Origin of the sequence: Apilactobacillus micheneri (assembly GCF_006493595.1) — a bacterium.
In the GTDB taxonomy this organism is placed as follows: Bacteria; Bacillota; Bacilli; order Lactobacillales; family Lactobacillaceae; genus Apilactobacillus; species Apilactobacillus micheneri.
In genome coordinates this window covers 1-26,103 of record NZ_QUBI01000004.1, presented here as the reverse complement: position 1 = coordinate 26,103, position 26,103 = coordinate 1, and the positions used below count along the sequence as shown (strand labels likewise).

Here is a 26,103-nt window from a genome sequence, read left to right as displayed (position 1 = left end):
TAATAATCAGTTTACGACAGTTATTTATTAATTCAAATATGTATCATAGTATACAAAAAGCACTCAATAATGAGTGCTCTATTTACATACAATAAAAACATTGAATTGGATTACCATGGCATCCCAACCCCCTTTAACAATTGAATAGGCGTGTCTTGTACTTTATCCATCAACTCCTGGTACTCTCCATTAGGGATGCGTACAGCACCCTTTTTATAAGTTGGTAGCAAGGTTTGAATTTGTCTAACAAACTTACTACGAGAAGTAGAAGAATATCCATTTTCACTGCAATAACGAGTATATGCAATATATAATGACTTGGTAGTCAATTTATGAATATTCCACTTCATAAATTCTTCTTCTACAAATTCCTTAATCGGATCATTCTCTTTTTCAAAATTATTCAATGCATGTTTTGATATATCCGGAGTGATAAACTTTTCAAAATCAGAATAAACGTTCAATGCTTTAAACAATGTATATTCCAAAACGTCTTGTCTTTTCAAATAAACGTCCTTAATTTTCCAGTTATCATTATTACCCTTATAACGCTGTCTAAATGGAACTATCAGCATTCTGCGGTATTATGTTCCACCCTTATTGCTAAAGTGTGGCAAACCATTGAAAGATTGGATTACCGTGGGCGTTAGTTGAGTGGTAAAACTATCCTTCCCCTTGTACTCAATATTAACAACATCCCCTGTGATAACACTATTAAAATTACTACTATCACGGATATACCCATTCGGATTGTCATCCCCAATACAGACTGATTTACCCATCAGTCTGGACATCGCAAAGCGTTCACTAAACTCATTTACCTTTAAGGTGGCTACATTGTGCTCTCCTACAAGGTTGGTAATTAAAGATTGAAAGGTCCCCTTACCACTATTACCATGTTCAGAATTCAATAATATCGCCTTACGCCTGGTATAGTTACCATTTAAAGAATCAGCCAACACCTGCCATAATAATTGAAATACCTGGTCATCAGGTCGTCCCTGTTCGTCCTTGGATAAATTACTAAGCCAATCATCCAAGGTCCAATTATCTATTTTAGGGATGTTTTCAACTTCGTTATACTTTGGATCATAGTTAGTACTGACTTTACTAGAAAACACATGTTCTGGAGTGTAATCTTCCAATTTCTTAGTTTTTAAATTAAAGATTCCATTACCAACTGGAATTAAGTCTTTGGTGTGTTCTGGTTTTTTAACATTAACCACCATCATCTCTAACTTTTCTAACACTTCATGAATGCCCTTATAATAGCATTTATAATACGTTTTAAGTAATCATAATTACGCGTATATAAACCATATTGGGGGCTTTCCTTATTGTTTACATATATTGCTATCCGTTCTCCCTCATCAATTGAGAAACGCGTAAAGTAGAAATATTTAAGCATTATTTTAGCTCCTGCTAAGTAACTTAATTTGCCATCCCTACTCTGCTTAATAAATTTATTAGCTGCTCTTTTAGCCTTTGCAATATCACTTCGTTCATCAATCTTGATTATAAATTTATGACAAATAATTATAAATAATAGAACTTAGTTTTTTAGCAGCACCTATACCTGGTTTAGAATCATAATAATCAGTAAATCTTTTATCATTTAAATAAAGTTTAGCCATATACTTATGATAATCATTACTATAATTCTTATTAATTAACTTTAACCAGTTCTTGTGTAGATCAAATATGTATTTATCATTGCTATCATCATTTTTCACACTATTACCTAATAAAGTAATTATCTTATTACCAATATTTTTGTAATCTTTTATGTTTCCATCTGGCAAATTGGAAAAATCTTGATTAAATGAATCCATAAAATCATCTCCATAATTTTGTCTTAGTTCCTTACCATATTTTTTTCATTATTATTAATATGATTTTGCTTAAAAATTGATAATTTTTCATTATCACTCATACTTGTATTCTCCTTCTGGACCCTTTTAATCATTTTAATTTTGTTATCAATACTTTCCCTTTTATTTAATAGATGATTAAGATGTGTTTGCAGTTCATCATAAAAAGATAAATTACTTGAAGATAAAATGGCCTTTATTCTATTAAGACTAAATCCTAGATCTTTATAAAAAAGTATTCTTTGCAAAATTACAACATTAATTGAATCATATACACGATAATTATTCGATGATCTTTTAGGGCTTAATAGATTTATCTCATCATAATAATGTAAAGTTCTAACTGTTAGTCCGGACATTTCAGCTATTTCTTTTGTTGAATATTTCATAGTACTATTTCCTCCAACAAGTTCATTATCTTCTATGACTTAACGTAATAGTCAATATTTATTTGATATTATATCCAGTCACTTCAAAATGTCCGTCCGAAGTAAAGTGTAATTTAGTTAAGCTGCCGTTTTCTGGTCTTTTACTAACATCAAACTTACCATTAGCAAAACGATCAACTAAACTAAGTACTGCTGGTCCATGACTAACTAACAATACTTTACCGTTATTTTGAATATTAGGATCATCTATAATTTCCTGGAGTCCTTTATCCCAACGTTTCCAATAATCTTTACTATTTTCTGCCTGATGGAAAGGATCCATTTCATGAAAAGCATCTTTTATTCCATCTGATCCTAATTGTTTAACCATATTAGAATAAGAATCAAATTTATTAGAAGCAGCTAAAGTATAATTAGTTGTATCAATATTACTACCTTCAAAAGAACCATAAAATACTCCTCTCAATAATGGAGTATCAACTATGTTGTCAGTATTTGAATGATAAAGATTATTATCACAAATAGTTTTTGCTGTATATCTAGCTCTTTCCATATCACTACAATAAATTGCATCAAATTTTTCACCAGATAATTTATCCGCAATTTTTTGTGCATCATCAATTCCTTGTTTAGTTAAGGGAGTATTGCTCCAACCTTGCATTTTACGATATATATTATAATAAGTTTGTCCATGACGAACTACATATAAGTCAAACTCTTTCATTATAAATACCTCCCTGTTTGTTTAATAATTATATCAAAATAAATAATAAAAGTTCAGTAAAGTTATTTAATGGACTATTTTATAAAAATATTTTTGTACAACCAAACACTACCCAAAAAGTAAGTAGAGGCTAATAAAGAAAAAATAGGTAAAATGAAAAACATATCTTTAGGTAAAACTAGTGCTAATAATGGAAAAGCATAGCTAGCTGGTAATTTTATATGCAAAATTTTTAAAATAGCGAACACCATAGGCAAAGAGATAAGTATAACAACGATCCAAGAATAAATAAAAGTATGAATAATCATCCCTAATGATGCTGATAGCCACAATGCTAATATATGTCTCCACAAAGTATTAAATTCATATTTATCTTTTTGGATAACTTCATAAAAGACTACCAAAACTGGTGGAATAGCTGCCATATGGGGCTTATTAAATATCATTACTAATATAATCCATATTATGGATATTAATAAAAAAGTTCCAATTCCATTAAAATTCATAATTAAAGGTACATTTGAATCCTTATACTTTTTCTGCATCCAAACAAATATCGCAAGAATAAAAGTTAATATAAATACAATCCATATGAAATCAAGTTCATGACTATCAATAATAATTGGTAATAGTCCGGTAGCAAATGACGGCGCTAGAACAGATTTAATAAACTTAAGCAAAATTAACACTAATATTAATACCAATAATATTTTTGCAACATAGATAATTTGAAATTGGTTTACTATAAATCCTGCAACAGCTGATAATGACGGTGAAATACATACTTTTACAGGATCGTAAATCCAATTACTATTTTGATAAACTAATGTTCCAACAGTTAATGCTGCCATTTCTGGAACAATAATTTCTTTATTATTTAATATCACTGCAGTAAGAATCATCAAAATGATTATAAATAGTCCAAATAAATTTCTATTAATTTTTGACAACCTAAAATTATCCCTTCTTAAAATATAAAAAGTAACCACTAATGAACAGCAGTTACTTAATAATAAACTATTTAATTATTTTAAACGCATTCGAATCATTTTTCCAATTTCTGCAACAATCAATGTTACAGCTCCGGAAGCAATAATTATTAACCAGTCTAATAAACTAATATTAGCAGTATAGAAATATGATTGCATAAATGGAACATAAGTCAAGATTAATTGTAATACAATCATTAAACCAATAATCCAGAAAGCTTTCATATTGGTAAATAGTTCTTTAGATATTGCTGGTTTACTAGTACGAATGTTAAACAAGTAGAATATTTTACCAAATACTACCACATTAACGACCATTGTGCTTGCAACTGACTCAGCATATCCATGACCAGTTAACCATTCAAATACTAGAATCCCCATAATCGCAATCAAACATGAAATATAAATCATTTGAAAAACATCATGTTTATTTAATAGGCTATCTTGATTATTACGAGGCTTACGTTTCATAATTCCATTTTCTGCTGGTTCAAAAATGAAAGCAAATTGAATGGTAATTGCTGAAACCATATTAATCCAAAGCAATTGCGTTGGTTGTAATGGCATGTCTTTATTCATCAAAATCGTAAATGCGATAATCAACCCTTCAGCAAATGAAGTTGGTAATAAGAATAAAATACTCTTCTTAATATTGTCATAAATTCGACGACCTTCTTTAATAGCTACCGCCATTGTACTGAAATTATCATCAGTCAGAATCATATCGGCAGAATCTTTAGCAACATCGGTACCTTCTATTCCCATTGCTACACCAATATCGGCTTTTTTTAAAGCTGGTGCATCGTTAACTCCATCCCCGGTCATAGCAGTTACTTTGCCAGCATCTTCAAGAGCCTGAATAATATCCATTTTATTTTTAGGTGTTGTTCTAGCAAATACTTGGTTATTTAATACTGCATCTTTAAATTGTTCATTAGACATTTCATCTAATTGTGCACCGGTTACTGCACTAATCTGGTCAGCCAAGCCTAATTGTTCACCGATAGCTTTAGCAGTCATTGGATTATCACCAGTAATCATCTTTAAACGAACGCCAGCTGAATTCATTTCTTTAAGTGCTTGAATCACTTCTTCTCTTGGTGGATCAATAATAGCCGCTAAACCTAAGAATGTAATGCCTTCATTCAATATTTCATGAGTGATTTCATTTACATCATCAGCAACATCTTTATATCCAACAGCAATTACACGTTTTCCTTGCTTAGATAAGTCATTAATTTGATTATTTAAATATGTTTCATCAAATGAACTATCATTTTTATATGTCATATTAAATAATTTATCAGGAGACCCTTTAATAAAAATCTTCTTTTGACCATTTTCATCACGAACTAGCTTAGCAATGTAACGATAATCAGAATCAAATGGTAATGTATCAACTTCTTGGTAATTAGCATGATTAGGATAATTAAATTCCTTATGGTACAAAGTTAAGAAAGCCCCATCAGTTGGCTCACCATTAATTTCCCAATTGTTATTTTCATATGTTAAAACAGTATCATTTGCTTCATAACCTGATTCTAAAAACAATTTCATTTTAGAATCCATTTTAATATTTTTACCGTTAAGTTGAATATGTCCTTTAGGATCATATCCATCACCAGTAACTGTATAATTTTTATCATTAATGATAATGTTTTTAACAGTCATTTCGTTTTTAGTAAGCGTTCCTGTTTTATCGGTTGCAATGACATCAACTGATCCTAATGTTTCAATCGCAGGAAGTGATTTAATGATAGTATGTTTCTTCTTAGCCATATCACTAACACCCATTGCAAGAACAACAGATGTTGTTGCAGGTAGTCCTTCAGGAATAGCTCCCACTAGCATCGATACGACTGCTAAGGATAATACCGACAATGAATAGGTTCCCATAAATAGACCTAGTATAAATAGCAAAATTGAAACCGCTATAATTACATAAGTAATTTGGGTACCTAACTTATCTAGTTCAATCATTAATGGTGATTTTCTAGACTTGGTATTACTTACTTCAGAAGAAATTTTACCAATTTCTGTGTTAGCACCAGTATCAACAACGATTCCCTTACCACTACCAGATGTGACTGAGGTTGATGCATATGCCATATTCTTTCTTTCAGCTAGCGGTGTTTTATCATTATCAATAACATCTTCAATTTTTTCAATTGAATCAGGTTCTCCAGTTAGTGCTGCTTCTTGAATCCTTAAATTATCAGCATCAAAGATTCTTAAGTCAGCAGGTACATTATCACCTGCTTCTAAGAAAACCACATCACCAACTACTAACTGCTCTGCAGAAATATCATCACGAATACCATTACGATAAACAGTTGCTTTTGTTGATAGCATTTGTTTAATTTTTTCTAAAGCTTCAGAGGCATTTGCTTCTTGGTAATATCCAATTAACGCATTAATAATTACCACTAAAGCAATAACCAGAGCATCAGAGTAATGACTCATCAATAAAGTAATTAATGCTGCCACTATTAAAATATAAATAATCATATTATTAAATTGGCGCACAAATAGTTTCCATTTAGGCTCTTTTGCAACTTCAATTTTATTTAGCCCATCTTTGTCTAACTGATTACGAACTTGCTCATCATTCAAACCAGCTTTTATATCTTTAATATTATATTTTTCTATTATTTGATCAACGGTTAATTGATAGTTTTCTTTATCACTCATTTATATCTACCTTTTCAAATTTAATATAGTTAAAATAATATTATTAAAACTACTTTAATTGATAATAAGGTAAACAAGATATAAACCTATGCAAAAATATTTTCATAATTTTATATCACCTCGCAGATATTATAACTTATTAATCATATAATTTATAGCTAAATATTATTCATTTTACATTACTGAATAAATTTAACTGCTGTTCCATATGCAACAACTGATTGCATATCATTACCAATCGATCCAGAGTCAAATCTCATCATAACAATGGCATCTGCATTCTTACCTTTTGCCTCATCTTTCATTCTCTGAATAGCTTCTTCTCGAGAATTATGTAGCATTTGGGTATATCCTTTAATTTCTCCACCAACAAGATTTTTTAGACCAGCTGCAATATTACTGCCTAGATTTCTTGATTGTGTAGTTACACCAAATACTTCTCCCAGCACTTCATAGTTGGTGCCAATGTTTTCAGTAGTAGAAACTAACATTTCTAAAAATCTCCTCAATTTATTTCATTATAATTAAATTATAATCGTATAATTCTTATTTTCCTAACAAGTCAACTCATAATAAATTTGAAAGAAATAGTATTGTATATATTTACCATTTAGTGTTAATATTTAATTGTTAATAAGTTTATATATTAAATACTATAAATATGGATGAGTACTAAACTACAAATTTTTAGCGAGTTAAGGATAGTGAGAGCTTAATAATATTGTTATTTAGGAATAACACCTATTTGTTTTTATTTCGAAACTTAAGTAGGAATAAACGTTTTTCATACGTTATATGAAAAAGTGGCCTTATTTAAAAAAGGCATTTTAGGTGGTACCGCGGAAAAGAGCTTTCGTCCTTTGATGGATGAAGGCTCTTTTTATTTTATTGTATTTAATTAAATTAGAAAGGTGTGTAATTTATATGCAACAACTAAGCGTTATTGATTTATATAACAAAGACATCGAAGACAAATCAACAGTTGCTCTTGAAGGTTCAGTAAAAACTATTCGTGGATCAAAGAATATTAGTTTTATTGAATTAAATGATGGTTCATGCTTTAGAAGTGCTCAAATTATCTTGAAAAAAGATAACCCTAACTTTGAAGAAATTAGTAAATTACCTATTGCCTCAACAATTACTGTTGAAGGTGAATTTGTTAAAACTCCAGATGCTCAACAAGCATTTGAAATTCATGGACAAAAAGTAGAATTAGTTGGTCATTCCAATGCTGACTACCCATTACAAAAGAAGAAACAAAGTTTTGAATACTTAAGAACAATTGCTCATCTACGTCCAAGAACTAATACCTTTTACTCTGTATTCCGTATCCGTTCATTAGCAGCATTCGCTGTTCATGAATATCTACAACACAATGATTTCGTATATGTTAATACCCCTATCATTACTAGTAGTGATGCTGAAGGTGCTGGAGCAATGTTCCGTGCCACCACTTTAGACATGAATAATTTACCTAAAGATGATAAAGGTAATGTTGATAATTCAAAAGACTTTTTCAAAACTGTTACTAATTTGACTGTTAGTGGTCAATTACAAGAAGAAGCTTTTACCATGGCATTTAAGAATGTATATACTTTTGGTCCTACATTTAGAGCTGAAAATTCACATACTCCTCGTCATGCTTCAGAATTCTGGATGATTGAACCAGATATGGCATACACTCGCTTACCAGGTATGATGGATTGTGCTGAAGGTCTATTAAAATATGTTATCAATTACCTTCTAGAACATGCTAAAGATGAATTAAACTTCTTAGACAAAAATGTCGAACCTGGATTAATTGAAAAATTAAAGAGTACTGCCGGTAAAGAATTCGCTCGTGTAACTTACACTGATGCAATCAAGTTATTGCAAGAATCTGGTGAAAAGTTCGATATTCCGGTCAAATGGGGTATGGATTTAAAATCTGAACATGAACGTTACTTATGTGAAGAAATTTATAAACGCCCTACTTTCTTAACTGATTATCCTCGCGATATTAAAGCATTCTATATGCGTGATAACGATGATGGTAAGACAGTTGCTGCTTCTGATTGTTTAGTGCCAGGAATTGGTGAAATCGTTGGTGGAAGTGAACGTGAAGAACGTGAAGATGTCCTTGATCAAAAGATTCATGAATTTGGCTTAAAACCTGAAGAATATGCTTGGTATGCTGAATTAAGAAAATATGGTGAAATTAAGCATTCTGGATTTGGTATTGGATTTGAAAGACTAGTTATGTATGTAACTGGTATGGAAAACATCAGAGATGTAATCCCTTACCCACGTGAACCAGGAAACGCACCATTCTAATTTTTTAATACAATAAAAGAGATAACAGATACTTTAATAATCTGTTATCTCTTTTATTTTGCCTAAATTATTAATACTAAAAACACCTAATTCTTTAAAATTATAATTAATCAATTGAATAACAAATAATTCATTGTCTATATCAAATTCAATTGGAACGGTCATAATATTATTGATTTTTAATTGTTCTAATAATTCTGTTTTTGCATCTATAAAGGATTTAATTTTGGTATTATTTTGTACTAAATTCGTAGAAGGAAAAAAATAACCAAACTCACCACGATATGTTACTTTAAGTAAATTTTGTTTTGATTCAAGGATTTTAATTATATTAGACAATTTCATTACTCCTTTCATAAAAATATAATTGGTAATATATATCAATAAGATTTATATCACATAAATATAGTCAGATAAAGACTCATTAACTGAAATTTTAAATGATAAAATGTAACTCTAGTCTTTTTTAGGAGCGATTACATATCGAAGAAATTAAATCACAAAATAGTAAAAAATATATGAAAATAAAAAGATGGCTTAAAATATTTGGTCCCGGATTAATTGTTATGTTAGCAGATACTGATGCTGGTTGCTTAATAACTGCCGCTCAATCTGGGGCCCAATATGGATATTCTATGATTTTGCCACAAATTATTTTAATCCCAATTTTATATATGGCACAAGAAATGACTGTTAGATTAGGTATAGTTACTAAAAAAGGGCATGGTGAGTTAATCCGTGAACATTTTGGTAAAAAATGGGCTTACTTGTCAGCCGTAACTTTATTTATATCGGTGATTGGCGCTTTAATAACTGAATTTATAGGGATTGCTGGAGTTGGTGAATTATTTGGCATTTCTAAATGGGTAACAGTTCCATTTGCAATTATTCTATTATCATTAATTGGATTAAATGGCAGTTACAAAAAAGTAGAACATATTGGAATTGCTGTTGGCCTTTTCGAATTAGTATTTATTATTGGTTTGTTTTTCGTCCACCCTTCATCAAGTCAAATTATAAACGGATTTATTAAACTCCCAATAAATGATCTAAATTACATATACTTAATTGCTGCGAATGTAGGTGCAGTAATTATGCCGTGGATGATATTTTATCAACAAGGTGCTGTTATTGATAAACAATTAAAACCTAATATGATTAAAGAAGAAAAATATGATACAGCTATTGGTACCATCATCACTCAGGCAATTATGATTGGATATATTATTTTATTTGCTGCAATAGTAGCAAACAAAAATAACATAATAAAATTAAACTCAGTCGCAGATTTAGCTAGTGGATTAGGAAACTTTTCTGGTATCAACACAGCAAAAATCATAATTGGACTAAGTATTATTGGTGGTGCCTTTGTCGCAGCCATTGTTGTAGCATTAGCTGGTACCTGGGGAATTACTGAAGTCTTAAACGTTCCTCATAGTTTAAATTACAAAATAAGTCGTAAAAATTTATATTTTTATTTAATATATGTATCTGTATTTTTAATTAGCGGTATTATGGTCTTATTTATGCAAAATATGATTGATATTACTATTTTTATCGAGGTATTAAATGCCTTAATGACTCCAATTGTATTAGGATTTTTATTAATGTTAGAAAATAAAGCCCTCCCAAATAAATACAAAATGCATGGATTTTATAAATGGTTGGTTATTATTTGTTGCTTAATAGTTATGATGTTTGGTATTTATATGATTGGACCTACTTTAAACCTTTGGTAAAAATTTCATAAAAAAAGGCCTAATATTAGGCCTTTTTATTTTACATATTATTTTTCATCATTTCAGTGATAGCATCAGCCATTCTATGAATTCCTTCATGAATTTGGTCATCTTTCATATTAGAAAAATTTAGTCTAAAAGTTCCTGGAATAATTTCATCTGGATAAAATGGTTCTCCTGGAACAAAAGCAACATTATGTTTAACACAATTCTTAAATAATTCCATAGTATTAATATTGCCAGGTACTTCAACCCAGATAAACATCCCGCCTTCTGGATTACTATGCTTAACACCTCTTGGAAATTGTTTATCAATTTCTTTTAACATCATTGATGCACGACGATGATAAGCATCGCGAATTCTTTGAATATGAAGATCTAAGTTATTATCCTCCATATACTGAGCAACAATATATTGGGATAAATTATCTGAATGCAAATCTGCAGATTGCTTCATTACAACAAACATATCTACAAATTTTTCATCAGCAATAATCCAACCTAAGCGCATTCCTGGAGCCAATATTTTAGAAAAAGTACTCATATAGATGACATGCCCATCTTTATCAAAATGTTTAATTGGATCAATAGATTTTCCCGAATAACGAATTTCACCATATGGATCATCTTCCATTACCATAACATCATATTTTCTTGCTAAATCAGCGACATTTTTCCTACGGTTGGTAGGCATTGTTCGTCCAGTTGGATTTTGAAAATTGGGAATAGTATAAATAAGCTTTGCATTTGGATATTTTTTCAAGGATGCTTCTAGAACATCAATTTTCATTCCATTTTCGTCCATATCTACACCAACAATTTTAGCTCCATAACTTCTAAATACATCCAATGCACATAGATATGTAGGTTTTTCAACTAAAACCACATCATCCTGATTAATCATCATCTTAGAAATTAAATCAATAGATTGTTCGGATCCAGTAGTAATACAAATATTTGATGATTTACAGTTAATATGTTTATGAGAATACATTCGCTTAGCTACTAATTGTCTTAATTTCGAATTACCAATGGATGCAGTATACTGTAAAGCATCTTGGCCATGTTTTTCAAAAACTTTGTCAGATGCTTTTTTCATTTCATTTACTGGAAATAATTCTGGAGCAGGTAGGCCTCCAGCAAATGAAATAATTTTAGGATCCCCAGCTACCTTTAAAATTTCACCTACCACATCATTGTTGTGTTTGGGTACGCGATTTGAAAACTTAAAATCCATAATACTTCACTCCATTCATTCTTATATTATGAATAATAATAACATAACAATTAAAATAAATTAATATTTTTTTAATGATATTCCAATACAAAAAAGACTGATCATAAAAATCAGTCTTTTTTATAAATAATTTAAATTATGATAATCTACCAATCATAACGGCAGCAAATACAATTAAAATCAATCCAACGATTGTGAATAATAATTCTTTTCTGTTTTTGTGTTCTTTTAAGATTAATAAACCACCTAGTGTTGAAACAACAACATTCATCTGAGTTAATGGGAATGAAGTTGCAACACCATTTAGACTTAATGAGGTTAAGTATGCCAAGGTACCTAAACCACCTAATAGTCCAATAATTCCATTCTTAATAGTAAACTTAGATTTCATTAATTGTACACTACTCTTACCATTCATTATAAATGAAATAACAATAGCACCTAAACACATACCAATTGTTTGAGGTAGTAATCCAACAATTCCAGAAGCATTTGGAATTCTAGGGAATACAGAACAAGCTGTGTAACCTAATGATCCAATAAGTAACAATGGAATACCAGCTTTATAATCCATCTTAACTCTAGAAACTGATTTATCAACGTAACTAGTAGAAAATACTCCAATGATTAATAGAGCGATACTGATAAAACCAATTGTTTTAGCATCAAGAGATCCCCATTCACCCCAAAAAATAACACCACATAATGGGATTTCAATTAATTGCAATCCTGTTGAAATAGGCATTGCTGAAGAAACATTCATTTTTTGGAAAGAACTAAATTGAGTAAACTGAGCAAATGACCAAGCCATTCCACCTAAGAAAGGCCATAAAAATTCTTGGAAAGAGATTGATGGTCTAGTAAATGCATAAATTATTAGTCCAACAATAACTTGTCCATATCCAGTACCCATAACTTGTTCAATTGGACGACCACCAACTTTAGTGGCAATTAGAGGTCCAACCCCCCACAATAACGCGGGAAGTATTCCGATTAAAATATTCAAACTCATATTAGAAACACTTCTTTCTCATTTGATTACAAAATTAATTATGCACTTCTTTATAATTAAAGTTAAATAAAAGCTATATATCATTTTGCATATTTATTATTATACATTTGGAATTGATTTTAGTAAAGCGCTTTCATTAATTTTCATTTAAGTTATTTTTAAGTATCTCTATTTAAAATAAATAAAAAAATATATGGAAGTGATTTAAATGAAAAAAAGGATAATAAAAAAATTGATTTTAATAACTGCTATATCATTAATTTTATTTACTTCATTCATTAACACTAAAAATCAAAATCAAGTAATAAAAAGAACAAACCCAGATAATCAAACTGAGTTTGTTTTGAAATAATTATAAATCATGATGCTTTCTTAAATAATGCATCATTAGATAAATGATCGCAAATGTAATAAATACTGTAAATAACCAAGACCAACTACTATTAGCAAAAGGCAATCCAACATTCATACCATAAAATCCACTAATAATTGGTGGAATTGCCAAAATTAAAGACCAAATAGTAAGAATTTTCATGGTCTCATTTAAATTATTATTAATAATATTACTGTAAGTATCTTCAATTTGACTAACAATTTCATCATTAACGTCAAACATATATTTACATTCACTATATTCAACAACAACATCATCAATATGCTGATCTTGATGATTATTAAAGGTAATTGGAACTACAAAATTATCACTAGATTTTTGTAATTGATTAATAGCCATAATATTAGCAGCTGTAGATGATTTTAAGTAGACTAAGTCATTTTTTAAAATAGCAATTTCATTAAGTTGTTTATTATTAACAGTTTTACGTAGTCCTTGTAAATGTTCAACATCTTCGTTGATTTCATCTAATTTATTCATGTATGGCTTATTAATTCTTTCTAAGATACTAAAAATAACATCAAATTTATTACAACTACTTTGTTGTTTAACACGATATCTAGAATCACTTTTAGTTATAATAACATCTTCAGTGAATGCAGCAACTACTGGTGAAGTATCAACATTTTCATCTTGTCCGCTTATCAATGCACGTGCAATCAAAACTGAATATTTTTTTACAGAATCATATTCAAAACGAGAATGTTCATGTCGATCAAGCATGTATCCTTTTAGGATGTTAGGTAATTTATAATCATCAATTGTGTTAACTACCTCTTTAGTGTTAGCATCAACCAATTCAATCCAAGTTGAATCAATTAATTTATGTACCTTCTTCAAAGATAATCCCTCATTTTTGTATAATTATTTTAACTTAAATAATTGATAGTAAAATTTAAGTACTGATACAATATATTATATATGTTTTTATCATTATGAAGAAAGGATTTGGCTTAATATTAATAATTATAAAAAAGTAGCTATTTTAATGGCATCAAGCTTATTTATGCAATTTTTAGATGCAACTATTTTAACAACTGCCCTACCATATATTGGTAAAAGTTTGGATGTCCCAACTAATTCATTGTCTTTAACTGTTAGTATTTATTTTATTACCATGGCTATTTTCATCCCATTAAGTGGATGGATTGCCAAAAGAATTGGTAAAAAAAATGCTTGGATGTTAGCAACCTCATTATTTGTACTTAGTTCACTAGGAGATGCCGTTGCTCCAACATTTTCTTTCCTACTAATCAGTCGTTTTGTACAAGGTTTTGCTGGTTCATTAATGACCCCCACTGCTAGATTAATTATGTTAGAAAAGACTCCATCTAATCAATTACTAAAAATGGCCAATTATTTAGTTTGGCCTGCTTTAATTGCACCTGCAATCGCACCAATGTTAGGAGGATTTATTGTTAAATATCTTAGTTGGCAGTGGATTTTCTTGCTTAATATTCCTATTGGTTTGATTGCCGTAATCATTGGAAATGAATTAATCGAAAAAGATGATAATAAGATACGCAGTAAATTTGATTTGTTAGGTTTTATTGAGATTGCTATGTCATCTGGACTAATTTTAATTGGTGCAGAAATAGCAACTTATGGTAAACATTTATGGAAGTTATCAGGTATTTTAGTAATAATTGGCTTGTTAATGATTTTATTAGTTGGATACCATTTATCAAAAACAAAAGAACCATTATTTGAAATAAAGGCTTTAAAAGTCAGTTCATTTCGAATTTATCAAACTGGCGGAACCTTTTTATGGCTATCTGTCGGTGCATTACCATATTTATTAACTATCTATTTACAAACTGTATTCCATTGGTCCGCATTAACTGCTGGATACTATGTAATTTTTGTATTTATAGGTAATATCGGAATCAAACCATTTACCAATATAATAATTAAAGCAATTAAATATAAATGGTCATTAATTTTAGCATTAATTACCGTTGCTATTAGTACTGCATTAATTGCATTAGTCCGTCCAAATACAAGTGGTATAATTATTGCATTATTAGCATTGTTATCTGGTTGTGGCCGATCTTTGGCACTAACTTGCTATAATGCGGTCACCTTTTCAGAAATTCCAATGGATGAAAGAAATTCTGCTAATACTCTAAGTTCAGTATTACAGACCATGGCACAGGGATTAGGAGTTTCACTTATTTCAGTAATTGTATCTGCAGTATCAACTTTTGTAAGTGTTAATATCGCATATGAATATGGGTTTATCTTTTTAGGAATTTTAATGATATATCCAATTATTGAAGTTCTAATACAACCCAAAGATTTTGGGTTTAAAGCGCTATAAAAAGGTTCAACTGAATCCAATAATCAGTTGATGTGAACCCCAAAAGTTGGACAACTTTTACTAGGATATTAATCCCAAATATTGATTTGGTGATTGGTATCCTAGTTTTTCTTTTATTCTATTATTATTGTAATCCTTAATCCATGCTTTCATGGCATGGATTAAGGATTGTTTTTATTTGCTTTTCAATACCATATTTATTTAAAGAAAGCGTAGCTTTCTTAAGATTATAATAATAAAGACTCCGAGGATACTCAATAATCTTTAAAATATAGATCTTGGAGAAATTCTTTAATTGATGAATAAGTTTGTTTACACAAACAAATTGACTACTATTATTATTTTCAATTTTAATTTTTTCATAATGATATTTAACCATATATTTTTTAGCTAAAGCTTTTTGATGTGCGTTTATGATTGATTTAGTTTTCTTCATTTTAGGACGGCCACGTTTGTTGTACAATGATCGTATGCCTTTGGTCTCCATTCTTCTCTGCCAAGTGAAGATAGTACTACTGGCAGATATATTGAATTGAAGTGCTGTTTCTGGATACGACTTGTGGTGGGTGTGCATCCAATTCAGCACTTTTATTTTATACTCACCAGAATACGCTTTACCATAATTTCTTACAATTAAACCCTTTAAGCCGTAAGCTTTATACATATTAATCCATAGCAAAACAGTACTATTATTCACAATATTATATTTTTTACAAAGATAAGTTGAACCATATCCTTGTAGATATTCTAAAACAACATTTAATTTAAATTCATAACTAAATTTAACCAAAAAATGACCCCCAAAATATTGAACAATTTCTTGTCCAACTTTTGGGGGTCACTTCAAGTGAACCTTTTTTATATAATAAGATTATTTTTAATTTTATCCACGACCATTATTAAATGCTGGATATAACTTCATACCACCATCAACAAAGATTGTGTCACCAGTTACATATGATGATTCATCAGATGCTAACCAAGCAGCTGCAGCAGCAACTTCATTTGGCTTACCAATACGACCCATTGGAACTAATTCAGCAGTTTCTGCATAGGTCTTTGGATCAGCAAACTTTTTAGCATTAATTGGTGTATTAATTGCACCTGGAGCAATTGCATTTACACGAATATTCTTTTCAGCATATTCCTTAGCAACTGTTTCAGTAAGTAATTTACTACCACCCTTTGATGCTGCATAGTCAGCAAAATGTGGCCATGAAATTTGTTGATGAACTGAAGACATGTTAATAATGTTACCTTGTTTATTATTATCTAAGAAATAATTTAAAGCAGCTTTAGTACCTAAGAAAGTACCTGTTAAGTTAACATTAATAACCTTGTTCCAATCATCTAATGATAATTCATGAGTTGGAGCTTCTTTTTCCATACCAGCATTATTAATCCATAAGTCTAAAGTTCCAAAATGTTCAACAGCAGTATCTACTAACTTTTGAATATCTTCTTCTTTAGCAACATTAGCTTGAACGGCAACAGCGTCTCCACCTTCATGCTTAATTTGATCAACAGCTTTTTGAGCTCCTGCTTCGTCAGAATTATAATTAAATACTAACTTCATGTTTTCATTTGCTAAACGAGTAGCAACAGCATTACCAATACCTTTTGAAGCACCAGTAACAACTGCAACTTTTCCCTTAAGATCTGTATACATTAAAATCATTCCTCTCTAATTATTAACTATTTAAATTATTACATACATTATAAAAAAACGTTAATAATTTGTTTCTATATTATAAAACTGATTAATATTATTGATAATATTAACAACATAATATTATTCAAAGTGAAAATTTTTAAAAATTGCCAACTACTTTTATTTGCATATGCTTGAACTTGCTTAAAAGCTAATAAATTTGCTAAAGATGCAACTAAGCTACCTAATCCGCCAATATTAACACCTAAATATAATGGATAAAAATCATTAGTAAATTTTGCAATCAAGACTGCTCCTGGCACATTACTAATGATTTGACTAATTAATGCCCCCGAAAAAAATACTTGATGTGATGTATTCAGTAAATGATTCAAGCTACCAATAACTAATTGGTTGCGACTTAAAATACCAACAATCAAAAAGAATCCAACAAAAGATAGTAATAATGAATAATCTACATCAGTAATTGTTGAACGATTAATATAAGTTCCATAAATTAGGGTTATTGCAAAAGGAATCCATAAATTAATTACCTCAAATATGCCAAGAAAGATAAAGATTATTAATATAATAACTGGCAAACATTTTTTGTAATCCAAGTTAATTTTTGATAAATCGTTTGCATTAATTTTTTTATTTTTTACAAATAATACCAGACACCCTAAAATAAACATTCCTAATAATAGAATTATGAAAGCTGGATTAAAAAATTGATTAATTGATAAATGATAATATGACAATAAAAATACATTTTGTGGATTACCGAATGGAGTTACAGAACTACCTAAGTTAGAAGCAATTGTAATCAATGTTACCGGATATGGAATTGATAATTTTTGTGTATAAGCAATTTCTATATATAAAGGTACTAAAGTGATAATTGCGATATCATTTGTGACTAGCATGGACCCCAGAAAAGAAAATATTGTCATCAAAGAAACTATTTGTCGAGTACTATGGGAAATGTTAATTATATAATTGCTAAAGAATTTTAAAATATTTAGATATTTAATAATTGAAACTAACATCATCATAGTAAATAAAGATATAATGGTAGTAAAATTAATATCATTCATTCTAGGAGTGCCAATAAAAAACATTAGAATGAGTATTACGATAACAATTTTAAGTATTGGGTCGTCAAAAATATTATTTTTAATTTTATTCATTTATAAATTCATCCCATTTTTTAATTGCAATTTTTTATCTTTATATATAATTTAACATTTATTCTAATATTTTATACTTTTTCTTTAAAGTGTGCCTATTTAGTGGTATGTTGTATTCTATTAGGTAAAAATTACATAAAATTTTATATTTATTTGGAGGATTTAGTTATGAAAGCTAAATTTGATAAGCTATCCTTTGCCGGAATGTTAATCACATTGGGTATTGTTTATGGTGATATTGGTACATCACCTTTGTATGTAATGAATGCAATTATCGGTGACGCTGGAAAAATGTCTGACATTACTCCAGATTACATTGTAGGATCTATTTCACTAATAATTTGGACCCTTATGATTATTACTACAGTGAAATATGTCTTAATTACAATGAAAGCCGATAACAACGGTGAAGGTGGTATTTTTGCTCTTTATGCATTAGTAAGGCGTCGAGCAAAGTGGTTAGTTTGGCCAGCTTTAATTGGTGGAGCTGCCCTTTTAGCTGATGGTACTCTAACTCCTGCGGTTACCGTAACTTCTGCTGTTGAAGGTTTGAAGGGACAATCATTTGGGGCCATCTCTTTCAGTAATTCCCAACAAGATGTTGTAATAATTACATCTTGTGTATTATTAGTTCTATTTATTATTCAAAGGTTTGGGACTGGAATTATTGGAAATTCTTTTGGACCTGTTATGCTAGTTTGGTTCTCATTTTTAGCAATTATGGGGATTATTAATTTATTACATTATCCTATGATTCTAAAGGCTTTTAATCCAATCTATGCTGTAAGAATTCTATTTAGCCCTACTAATAAATCGGGTATTTTTATTTTAGGTAGTATTTTTCTTGCAACCACTGGTGCTGAAGCATTATATTCTGATATGGGACATGTTGGTAAAAAGAACATATATGGTACTTGGCCATTTGTATATATTTCATTAATTCTTAACTATTTAGGTCAAGGTGCTTGGATTATTAAAAATTCCCATAATCCTGCATTTGCCGGATTAAAAAATTTAAATCCATTTTATGATATGTTACCAAGTAGTTTACGTGGATTTGCAATTGCAATTGCGGCATTAGCAGCTATTATTGCATCACAAGCATTAATTACAGGATCATTTACATTAGTAGATGAAGCAATTGGTTTGAAGTTCTTACCTCGAATGATTGTTAAGCATCCAAGTAATGTAAGAAGTCAAATCTATATTGCAACTGTCAATTGGTTCTTATGTATAGTTACATTTATTGTATTATGGTTCTTCAGAAGTTCAGAACGGATGGAATCAGCTTACGGATTAGCAATTACAATTACGATGTTAATGACTACTTTATTATTATTTGAATTCTTGTCATCCAAGATTAAACGTGTCTTTGCATTTTTCATTGCGCTATTCTTTGCAGTAATAGAATTTACATTCTTCTTAGCAAGTGTTGTTAAATTCGTGCATGGTGGATATGTAACCCTAATTATTATGCTTTCTATTTTATTGGTTATGATTCTTTGGTACTTCGGTAACAAACGTCGTGATCATTATGAAAAAGAAAGTGAATATGTTTCATTATTGGATTATCGTAAACAATTATCAGAATTAAGTAATGATGATTCAATTCCTTTGTATACTTCTAACTTAGTTTATATGACTAAAATCAAGAATGATTATCAAATCAAACGTAGTACTATGTATTCTATTCTAGATAAAGAACCTAAACGTGCCAAAGTTTATTGGTTTGTAACGGTTAATGAAACTAATAATCCTTACGAAAGTAATTATACTGTTGATTTATTAGATACTAAGAATGTTGTAGATATTCAACTTTACTTAGGTTTTAGAAAACAACAAAGTGTAAGTATTTATCTACATCAAATAGTTCATTACCTAATAGAACAAGGCGTAATTGATCCACAAAAGCAACATTACTCATCAACTAATGTTCCTGGTAATGTTGGTGATTTTAAATTTGTTATTATTAATGAAAGACCTTCTGATTTAGCATTGAATTCTGAAATTAATGCCTTTGATCGTCAACTAATTTCTGGAAGAATATTCTTACAAAATATTACTGCTTCTCCTATTTCATGGTATGGATTAGAATTCAGTAATGTAATTGAAGAGTCTTCACCATTATTTATAACAATGCAACATGATCAATATTTAGTACAAAGAAAGATATATCATTCAATTCATTCTAGAAAAAAATAGTAAATAAAAAGATTTACCATTAAGTTGGTAAATCTTTTTTTATTGCTAAAAAATATATGAATTGATACATGCTAATAATACAACAATATAAACAATAGCAAGTGTTTTTCGATACCAAAGGCCCTTAGGATTGTTAAACCAATAATAAACGTATATTGGTGCCATCAATATACAAATAATTCCTAACAGCATAATACCAATATATAAGACCGGTGATGAATCACTTATTCCACTTATGATAAATATAAATGGAAATACCAATAATCCTAAATTAAGTAACATTTCCTTAGTGAATGAATTCATTGTATCATCTCTTCTTTATTAAAATAATTTTTCTTAAAATGATAGGTGCTATTAAGGTTGTAGCAACTATTGAAGCAATTATAGTTGAATAATAACCTTCACTAATCAAATGAGCATTTAATCCAATGCCAGCTATAATGAGTCCAACTTCACCCCTACTAATCATTCCAGCACCAATTTCCATTGAAGATATCGAATTGAATTTACTTATTTTAGCACCCAACATTGCGCCAAAGAATTTAGTTATAACTGCTAATACAGTAAATATAACAAAAATTAATAAATTATTTACAATCCCGCTTAGCTCCATATTTAATCCTACATTAGCAAAAAAAACTGGAATAAATAATGAATATCCAATATTTTCAAATTTATTAGATATATCCTTTTTAAAATCAGTACGACTAAATATAATACCAGCAAAAAAAGCTCCAGTAATGGTACTTAAAGATGTTTCTTCAGCCAAATAAGAGAACGCTAGGCATGTAATCATAGCAATTTCAGCGATTCCTACATTAAATTTTTTTATAAAAAGATTTAACCATTTGGTAATTACTTTATATAAAACATAAACAAGGATAAAGAAACCAATTTGAAGTAAGATAGTGATAATAATATTAGTATTATTATCATCACTAACTCCAAAGAAAGATACTGCAAAGCTCAAAGCCAAGATTGATAAAACATCATCGGCTACTGCAGCGCCTAAAATAGTGATTCCCTCAACGCTATCTAGTTCTTTCATTTCTCTCAAAACTTCAACCGATATAGAAACAGAAGTAGCCGCAAAAATAATTCCAATAAACAAACTTTCTACATTAGAAAAATGATGCATAATACCGGCAATGTACATGAACAAGATAGGTGCTATAATTCCTAAAATTGCAACCAATAAACTAGGTTTTAAATATTTTTTTAATAGATCTAAATTACTTTCTAATCCAGCAATAAACATCAATATAATGACGCCAATGTCTGAAAAAACACTAATTATAGATCCAGTATGAACAATATTTAAGATTGATGGTCCCAAAAATACTCCACTAATTAATTGTCCCACTACCCCTGGTAAACCAAATTTTTGAAATAGCTTACCAAATATTATTGTAAAAACTAAAATTAAAATTAGTTCAATTAAATAATTCAAATAACTCCTCTCCCTTAAAAAAACATATAATTATCTAATATATTAACATAACTAATTGTCTATAATCTTACATTGAACTACTTAATAATTTACGTTATAATTATAAATACATATTCAAATTCACCACTAAATGTTACTTAATTTTTTCTTGCTATTATTTTCTGTAACATATGAGTGGACACATAATATAAAAGGCTGCTGATTCTTTCAGCAGTCTTTTTTATCCAACGTGATTTTCTTTCAGAATCATTTGAACTTCTTGTTTCATTTCGTCGTTCTTTTTCCATTCTTCAAAATGATCTAAATTTTCATCTGGCATCGTATAATTTTTGTTAATATAGTCTTCATAATTTGCAACATGATCAGAATGAGGAATATTTAATTGAAGGATTCTAACTTCTTTAATAAATCCTTTCTCTGCAGCTAATTCAGCTCGACCGTTCTGCACCATGTTACTGATTTCCATATACTTGCTTCCATCTAGCCTAGTAATTTGTTCAATTAAATCTAATGTTTCATCACTTTTATATTCTTCAGACATTACATAATATCTCCTTACTAAAAAAATCCGCATAAACGGATTTTTTATTATTTTACACTCATTTTTTGAGTTTTATGATGTTTTTTTATACCTGATGCCTGTTCTAATTTACCAGGTAACTTCAATGTTTTTGAAGGTTTTACAATTGAAGAAGGATTTTTAACAATATGACTAATCGAATGACCAGAAATATTTACTAAACAGAAAAACATAGTTGCAAAAACAACCAACCAAGTAAATGCAACCGTTAATTTGGGCATTTTTTCACTAATAACAGAACTATAGAAACGTTTCTTTATTTTTGCAGCTACCCTTTTTTCATCAGGATGTTCTTTTTGTTCAGTTTCAATTACCTTATTTTGATATTTATTAATATCAAAGTCTTTTTGAATTTGCTTTTTATCAGTTTCAAAATCAACTTTTTGTTGTTTGGATAGACCTTTAAACCATTTAGTAAATTCACGATATTTCTTAGTAACATCCTTAGTTTTACCGATAGTTTTTAATTCACCATAATTAATCCAGGCAACACGATCACAAAGCAATTCAATTTGTCTTAAAGAATGACTAACAAAAATAATGGTTTTACCTTCAGCTTTAAAACCAGCAATTTTATCAACACATTTTTGATAAAATGTATCATCCCCAACAGATAGTGCTTCATCGATGATCAAAATATCAGGCTTAATATGAACAGCAATTGAGAATCCTAATCTAGATCTCATACCACTTGAATAACTTTTAACCGGTTGATCAACGAAATCACCAATATCAGCAAAAGAAATAATATCATCCATCATATTATCAATTTGATTATTAGTAAGACCCTGCATTAAGGATTTTAATCTAATATTTTCACGACCAGTTAAATTTTTTCTTAAACCAGCACTAATTGCAACAATTGATGTATCTCCTCTAACATCAACAAAACCACTAGTTTGTGGAATAATACCAGATATTATATTTGATATAGTGGATTTACCTGAACCATTAACCCCAATTAATCCTAAAGTTTCTCCTGGTTTGACATCAAAAGAAATTCCCATTAAAGACCAAAAATGAGGTACATTAGTTTTAATCGAAAAAAATGATTTTAATTTATCAGCTTGAGTTTTAAATAAGTCATATTCTTTTGTTACATTTTGAACCCTAATTTTATAATCTTCTGTCATTTTTATACTTCCTAAAATTTTATTCAATTGTTTATTATAAAACTACAAGAATATTATATCAAATCAAAGTATAACTAAAAAGCTAAACTAAAACTTTAAAGCCCCTGATGCAATCCAATAGTTTTTATTATTTAAGTTAATACGGTACCAATTGGTGTTATCTTTACCTTTTACACCTGATTTATCATAAGTAATTAAATAATCACTAGGTACTTTTACGTCATCCCAATTAGTAACTTTTGCTTTCTTAGATGACCCTGGCATATCATTATAAAGACGATATTTACCATAATTGTTAAGGTAAGCATATCCAGACTTGTTATTATAATTATTTTTAAATTCTTTATGTCTGGTTATATTTGATAAATCTTTTGACTTAATCCAAGCATTACCAGTTCCTGGAATATAGATTCGATACCATTCTGTTCTTACTCCATCATTATTAATGATGGCTTTCACACTAGTATGATAGCTGTCATCAACCAAATCCTTATTTTCCTTAACCTTTTTACTCAAATATGGTGAATTATATACATGATTATAAACATTGCTATGAGTATTAGTATTTACAGTAACTTCTTTATTTTCTTTAATATAATTAACTTTAGGCATCTCTAAGGCCTTTGAATATACCCAATATTTTTTCTTTGAGTGATCCGATAGTCTAATTCGATACCATTTAGATTCATTTTTACCATAATTACGAATTCCCAAACAATCAACAAATACCTTCTTACTGGAATTTAAAGATTTATTCCAACCATAAGACCTAATATTACGAGTAGTTCCCTTTACATGATTATATAATTTATATGTTCTATATTTATTGGATAATTTGAAAGTTTCTTTACCATCTGATCCAACATACTTAGTAATGTTTTCTTTTTTAGGTTGTTCAGGTCGTGTTGCTGGTTGTGTTGGTTGTGATTGATTAGAATTATTATTTTGAGTGTTAATATTGTTTTGATTGTTAATATTGTTTTGTGTGTTATTATCTTGATTGTTATTAGATGGAACTGAACCAGAATCGTAAGTTTTTAAATTATTTTGATTAATAAATGAAATTAATTTATTTGAATAAGCTGGATCAGTAGCATATCCATCAGTTTGAATATTAATAGCAGCTTGCTCAACTGTTGGAGCCATGGATCGATGAACATTTGAATATCTAATATTATTGTTTAGGAAATCAGCATAGCCCTGTAGACTACTTAATAAATCAGGATAAGTACTAAAAGTAGAATTTGTTGTATAACTACTTCCGTTACTAAATTCAGTAGTTGGGGTGTTAATACCTTGACCATTTGTAGCTTTAATTCCAAATAAGTTATTACTGCTTTGGGTTAAAGAACTTTGTCCATAAGCACTTTCTAAAGCTGCTTGTGCAAGTAATAATGAAGGATATAAATCATTTTTATTAGCAATTCTTTGTGCTAATGGACCAAGTTTATCAAAAAAATTTTGACTATTTAATTCACTAGAAATAACGCTTACATTATTAGTATTAGTAACATCCACACTAGAATTATTGGATTGATTATTATCATCTGCATTAACATCTAACACTTTAAAAGAAGTCATAACTGCACTAACAGTCATAACTGATAGAAAAGCCTTTGCAATATTTTTGTTTCGCATAATCTTCCTCCATGTTTATGTATATTATCTTCTTATGCCACGCTTATCTGCGCTTAATTTATTTTGTTGATTTTTAAATTTTTCCCAAGTCTTATCTTTTTTAGCTTGTGACTTAGCATTGTTTGGTCTTTTTTTAGTAAATTTCATAAATTGAACTCCAATCTTCGGTATTATAACATTAATAAGATAAATATTTATATACCCTTAAATAAAATTATAACATCACTAGGTATAAATCGTTATTACAAAACAAAAACATTTATATAATAAAAAGCATTAGGTGATGTGAACCCTTAAAACGAAACAACTATTTATTTTCTAGGAGGTAAAGTTCCCGATATTCTTTCGGAGCTTTACCTCCTAATTTTGTTTTAATTCTATATTTATTATAGTATTTAATCCAATTTTTCATTGTTTTAATTAACGAATCTTTTGTTTCATAATTAACATTCATGACTTCTGTTTTCATAATATGAAAGAAAGATTCCATTTGAGCATTATCTAAGCATGTCCCTTTACGGGACATGGATTGAAATATATGATTATTCTTTAATAGTCTCTGCCATTTATTATTTTGATA

At 29.2% G+C, this 26,103-nt stretch carries 26 protein-coding genes and 1 other annotated feature; of the genes, 4 read left to right on the top strand and 22 right to left on the bottom strand.

Annotation, left to right across the window (positions count from 1 at the left end):
- Positions 1 to 110: 110 nt before the first annotated feature.
- From DY123_RS05210 to DY123_RS05175, 8 genes are all read right to left on the bottom strand, one after another.
- Positions 111 to 575: a primase-like DNA-binding domain-containing protein gene (locus DY123_RS05210; protein WP_140924271.1), complete on the bottom strand. Its 465-nt coding sequence runs from the start codon at positions 573 to 575 to the stop codon at positions 111 to 113.
- Between the two features lie 9 nt (positions 576 to 584).
- Complete coding sequence (locus DY123_RS05205; protein WP_263854190.1) at positions 585 to 1,259, bottom strand: phage/plasmid primase, P4 family; 675 nt, start codon at positions 1,257 to 1,259, stop codon at positions 585 to 587.
- 264 nt (positions 1,260 to 1,523) lie between these two features.
- Complete coding sequence (locus DY123_RS05200; RefSeq protein WP_140924267.1) at positions 1,524 to 1,832, bottom strand: TipAS antibiotic-recognition domain-containing protein; 309 nt, start codon at positions 1,830 to 1,832, stop codon at positions 1,524 to 1,526.
- Between the two features lie 23 nt (positions 1,833 to 1,855).
- Positions 1,856 to 2,260, bottom strand: a complete 405-nt coding sequence (locus tag DY123_RS05195; protein ID WP_140924266.1) for a MerR family transcriptional regulator — start codon at positions 2,258 to 2,260, stop codon at positions 1,856 to 1,858.
- A gap of 58 nt (positions 2,261 to 2,318) precedes the next feature.
- Complete coding sequence (locus DY123_RS05190) at positions 2,319 to 2,984, bottom strand: histidine phosphatase family protein (protein WP_140934559.1); 666 nt, start codon at positions 2,982 to 2,984, stop codon at positions 2,319 to 2,321.
- 74 nt (positions 2,985 to 3,058) lie between these two features.
- A complete protein-coding gene (locus tag DY123_RS05185; RefSeq protein WP_140924262.1) occupies positions 3,059 to 3,934 on the bottom strand; it encodes a hypothetical protein in 876 nt (291 codons plus the stop codon).
- Between the two features lie 75 nt (positions 3,935 to 4,009).
- Entirely contained in the window at positions 4,010 to 6,664 is a 2,655-nt protein-coding gene (locus DY123_RS05180; protein WP_140924260.1) for an HAD-IC family P-type ATPase, read from the bottom strand.
- Positions 6,665 to 6,843: 179 nt separating this feature from the next.
- Positions 6,844 to 7,155 carry a heavy metal-binding domain-containing protein gene (locus DY123_RS05175; RefSeq protein ID WP_105964890.1) on the bottom strand — a complete coding sequence of 104 codons (312 nt, stop codon included), beginning with the start codon at positions 7,153 to 7,155 and terminating at the stop codon, positions 6,844 to 6,846.
- A gap of 155 nt (positions 7,156 to 7,310) precedes the next feature.
- Positions 7,311 to 7,528, top strand: a binding site (T-box leader).
- A 60-nt stretch (positions 7,529 to 7,588) separates the two neighbouring features.
- Here DY123_RS05175 and asnS point away from each other — a divergent pair.
- The gene (asnS, locus tag DY123_RS05170; protein WP_140924258.1) at positions 7,589 to 8,977 is read left to right on the top strand and encodes an asparagine--tRNA ligase; all 1,389 of its coding nucleotides are present in this window, start codon (positions 7,589 to 7,591) and stop codon (positions 8,975 to 8,977) included.
- Positions 8,978 to 9,010: 33 nt separating this feature from the next.
- Here asnS and DY123_RS05165 read toward each other — a convergent pair whose 3' ends face one another.
- On the bottom strand, positions 9,011 to 9,316 hold the full coding sequence (locus DY123_RS05165; RefSeq protein ID WP_140924257.1) for a hypothetical protein: 306 nt from the start codon (positions 9,314 to 9,316) through the stop codon (positions 9,011 to 9,013).
- Between the two features lie 179 nt (positions 9,317 to 9,495).
- Between DY123_RS05165 and DY123_RS05160 the strand changes: the two genes are divergently transcribed.
- Entirely contained in the window at positions 9,496 to 10,716 is a 1,221-nt protein-coding gene (locus DY123_RS05160; protein WP_140924255.1) for an NRAMP family divalent metal transporter, read from the top strand.
- A 40-nt stretch (positions 10,717 to 10,756) separates the two neighbouring features.
- Here the strand turns inward: DY123_RS05160 and DY123_RS05155 are convergent, their stop codons facing one another.
- The 3 genes from DY123_RS05155 to DY123_RS05145 form a co-directional block, all read right to left on the bottom strand.
- Positions 10,757 to 11,953: an aminotransferase-like domain-containing protein gene (locus DY123_RS05155; RefSeq protein ID WP_140936430.1), complete on the bottom strand. Its 1,197-nt coding sequence runs from the start codon at positions 11,951 to 11,953 to the stop codon at positions 10,757 to 10,759.
- 136 nt (positions 11,954 to 12,089) lie between these two features.
- Positions 12,090 to 12,965 (bottom strand): GRP family sugar transporter, encoded by an 876-nt coding sequence (locus DY123_RS05150; protein WP_140924252.1) that lies wholly within the window; start codon positions 12,963 to 12,965, stop codon positions 12,090 to 12,092.
- A gap of 352 nt (positions 12,966 to 13,317) precedes the next feature.
- The gene (locus DY123_RS05145) at positions 13,318 to 14,199 is read right to left on the bottom strand and encodes a magnesium transporter CorA family protein (RefSeq protein WP_140924250.1); all 882 of its coding nucleotides are present in this window, start codon (positions 14,197 to 14,199) and stop codon (positions 13,318 to 13,320) included.
- A gap of 148 nt (positions 14,200 to 14,347) precedes the next feature.
- Here DY123_RS05145 and DY123_RS05140 point away from each other — a divergent pair, with 148 nt between their 5' ends.
- Positions 14,348 to 15,679, top strand: coding sequence for an MFS transporter (locus tag DY123_RS05140; RefSeq protein WP_140924248.1), 1,332 nt, complete (start codon positions 14,348 to 14,350; stop codon positions 15,677 to 15,679).
- A 136-nt stretch (positions 15,680 to 15,815) separates the two neighbouring features.
- Here DY123_RS05140 and DY123_RS05135 read toward each other — a convergent pair whose 3' ends face one another.
- The 3 genes from DY123_RS05135 to DY123_RS05125 form a co-directional block, all read right to left on the bottom strand.
- Positions 15,816 to 16,469, bottom strand: a complete 654-nt coding sequence (locus DY123_RS05135) for a helix-turn-helix domain-containing protein (protein WP_140924247.1) — start codon at positions 16,467 to 16,469, stop codon at positions 15,816 to 15,818.
- Between the two features lie 93 nt (positions 16,470 to 16,562).
- Entirely contained in the window at positions 16,563 to 17,348 is a 786-nt protein-coding gene (locus DY123_RS05130; protein WP_105964898.1) for a glucose-1-dehydrogenase, read from the bottom strand.
- A gap of 74 nt (positions 17,349 to 17,422) precedes the next feature.
- Positions 17,423 to 18,520 carry an SLC13 family permease gene (locus DY123_RS05125; protein ID WP_140934558.1) on the bottom strand — a complete coding sequence of 366 codons (1,098 nt, stop codon included), beginning with the start codon at positions 18,518 to 18,520 and terminating at the stop codon, positions 17,423 to 17,425.
- Between the two features lie 168 nt (positions 18,521 to 18,688).
- Here DY123_RS05125 and DY123_RS05120 point away from each other — a divergent pair, with 168 nt between their 5' ends.
- The gene (locus DY123_RS05120) at positions 18,689 to 20,722 is read left to right on the top strand and encodes a KUP/HAK/KT family potassium transporter (protein WP_140924242.1); all 2,034 of its coding nucleotides are present in this window, start codon (positions 18,689 to 18,691) and stop codon (positions 20,720 to 20,722) included.
- 45 nt (positions 20,723 to 20,767) lie between these two features.
- On the opposite strand, the gene DY123_RS05115 is transcribed toward DY123_RS05120, so the two are convergent.
- The 7 genes from DY123_RS05115 to DY123_RS05090 all read right to left on the bottom strand — a co-directional run.
- Positions 20,768 to 21,004, bottom strand: a complete 237-nt coding sequence (locus DY123_RS05115) for a hypothetical protein (RefSeq protein WP_140936429.1) — start codon at positions 21,002 to 21,004, stop codon at positions 20,768 to 20,770.
- 25 nt (positions 21,005 to 21,029) lie between these two features.
- The gene (locus tag DY123_RS05110; protein WP_140934557.1) at positions 21,030 to 22,172 is read right to left on the bottom strand and encodes a cation:proton antiporter; all 1,143 of its coding nucleotides are present in this window, start codon (positions 22,170 to 22,172) and stop codon (positions 21,030 to 21,032) included.
- A gap of 220 nt (positions 22,173 to 22,392) precedes the next feature.
- Positions 22,393 to 22,713 carry a hypothetical protein gene (locus DY123_RS05105; protein WP_105964903.1) on the bottom strand — a complete coding sequence of 107 codons (321 nt, stop codon included), beginning with the start codon at positions 22,711 to 22,713 and terminating at the stop codon, positions 22,393 to 22,395.
- 47 nt (positions 22,714 to 22,760) lie between these two features.
- Entirely contained in the window at positions 22,761 to 23,885 is a 1,125-nt protein-coding gene (locus DY123_RS05100; RefSeq protein WP_140924238.1) for an ABC transporter ATP-binding protein, read from the bottom strand.
- Between the two features lie 87 nt (positions 23,886 to 23,972).
- Positions 23,973 to 25,523, bottom strand: coding sequence for a glycoside hydrolase family 73 protein (locus tag DY123_RS05095; RefSeq protein WP_140934556.1), 1,551 nt, complete (start codon positions 25,521 to 25,523; stop codon positions 23,973 to 23,975).
- A gap of 24 nt (positions 25,524 to 25,547) precedes the next feature.
- The gene (locus DY123_RS07690) at positions 25,548 to 25,670 is read right to left on the bottom strand and encodes a hypothetical protein (protein ID WP_263854113.1); all 123 of its coding nucleotides are present in this window, start codon (positions 25,668 to 25,670) and stop codon (positions 25,548 to 25,550) included.
- Between the two features lie 160 nt (positions 25,671 to 25,830).
- Positions 25,831 to 26,103, bottom strand: a 273-nt coding sequence (locus DY123_RS05090; protein WP_140936312.1) for an IS3 family transposase, incomplete at its 5' end; no start/stop codon positions are given.

What these genes read in the sequence shown, in the direction of transcription:
- DY123_RS05210 (WP_140924271.1), bottom strand. Translation starts at nt 575, where the DNA reads ATGCTGATAGTTCCATTTAGACAGCGTTATAAGGGTAATAATGATAAC.
- DY123_RS05200 (WP_140924267.1), bottom strand. Translation starts at nt 1,832, where the DNA reads ATGGATTCATTTAATCAAGATTTTTCCAATTTGCCAGATGGAAACATA.
- DY123_RS05195 (WP_140924266.1), bottom strand. Translation starts at nt 2,260, where the DNA reads ATGAAATATTCAACAAAAGAAATAGCTGAAATGTCCGGACTAACAGTT.
- DY123_RS05190 (WP_140934559.1), bottom strand. Translation starts at nt 2,984, where the DNA reads ATGAAAGAGTTTGACTTATATGTAGTTCGTCATGGACAAACTTATTAT.
- DY123_RS05180 (WP_140924260.1), bottom strand. Translation starts at nt 6,664, where the DNA reads ATGAGTGATAAAGAAAACTATCAATTAACCGTTGATCAAATAATAGAA.
- DY123_RS05175 (WP_105964890.1), bottom strand. Translation starts at nt 7,155, where the DNA reads ATGTTAGTTTCTACTACTGAAAACATTGGCACCAACTATGAAGTGCTG.
- asnS (WP_140924258.1), top strand. Translation starts at nt 7,589, where the DNA reads ATGCAACAACTAAGCGTTATTGATTTATATAACAAAGACATCGAAGAC.
- DY123_RS05160 (WP_140924255.1), top strand. Translation starts at nt 9,496, where the DNA reads ATGAAAATAAAAAGATGGCTTAAAATATTTGGTCCCGGATTAATTGTT.
- DY123_RS05155 (WP_140936430.1), bottom strand. Translation starts at nt 11,953, where the DNA reads ATGGATTTTAAGTTTTCAAATCGCGTACCCAAACACAACAATGATGTG.
- DY123_RS05150 (WP_140924252.1), bottom strand. Translation starts at nt 12,965, where the DNA reads ATGAGTTTGAATATTTTAATCGGAATACTTCCCGCGTTATTGTGGGGG.
- DY123_RS05140 (WP_140924248.1), top strand. Translation starts at nt 14,348, where the DNA reads ATGGCATCAAGCTTATTTATGCAATTTTTAGATGCAACTATTTTAACA.
- DY123_RS05130 (WP_105964898.1), bottom strand. Translation starts at nt 17,348, where the DNA reads ATGTATACAGATCTTAAGGGAAAAGTTGCAGTTGTTACTGGTGCTTCA.
- DY123_RS05125 (WP_140934558.1), bottom strand. Translation starts at nt 18,520, where the DNA reads ATGAATAAAATTAAAAATAATATTTTTGACGACCCAATACTTAAAATT.
- DY123_RS05120 (WP_140924242.1), top strand. Translation starts at nt 18,689, where the DNA reads ATGAAAGCTAAATTTGATAAGCTATCCTTTGCCGGAATGTTAATCACA.
- DY123_RS05115 (WP_140936429.1), bottom strand. Translation starts at nt 21,004, where the DNA reads ATGTTACTTAATTTAGGATTATTGGTATTTCCATTTATATTTATCATA.
- DY123_RS05105 (WP_105964903.1), bottom strand. Translation starts at nt 22,713, where the DNA reads ATGTCTGAAGAATATAAAAGTGATGAAACATTAGATTTAATTGAACAA.
- DY123_RS05100 (WP_140924238.1), bottom strand. Translation starts at nt 23,885, where the DNA reads ATGACAGAAGATTATAAAATTAGGGTTCAAAATGTAACAAAAGAATAT.
- DY123_RS05095 (WP_140934556.1), bottom strand. Translation starts at nt 25,523, where the DNA reads ATGCGAAACAAAAATATTGCAAAGGCTTTTCTATCAGTTATGACTGTT.
- DY123_RS07690 (WP_263854113.1), bottom strand. Translation starts at nt 25,670, where the DNA reads ATGAAATTTACTAAAAAAAGACCAAACAATGCTAAGTCACAAGCTAAA.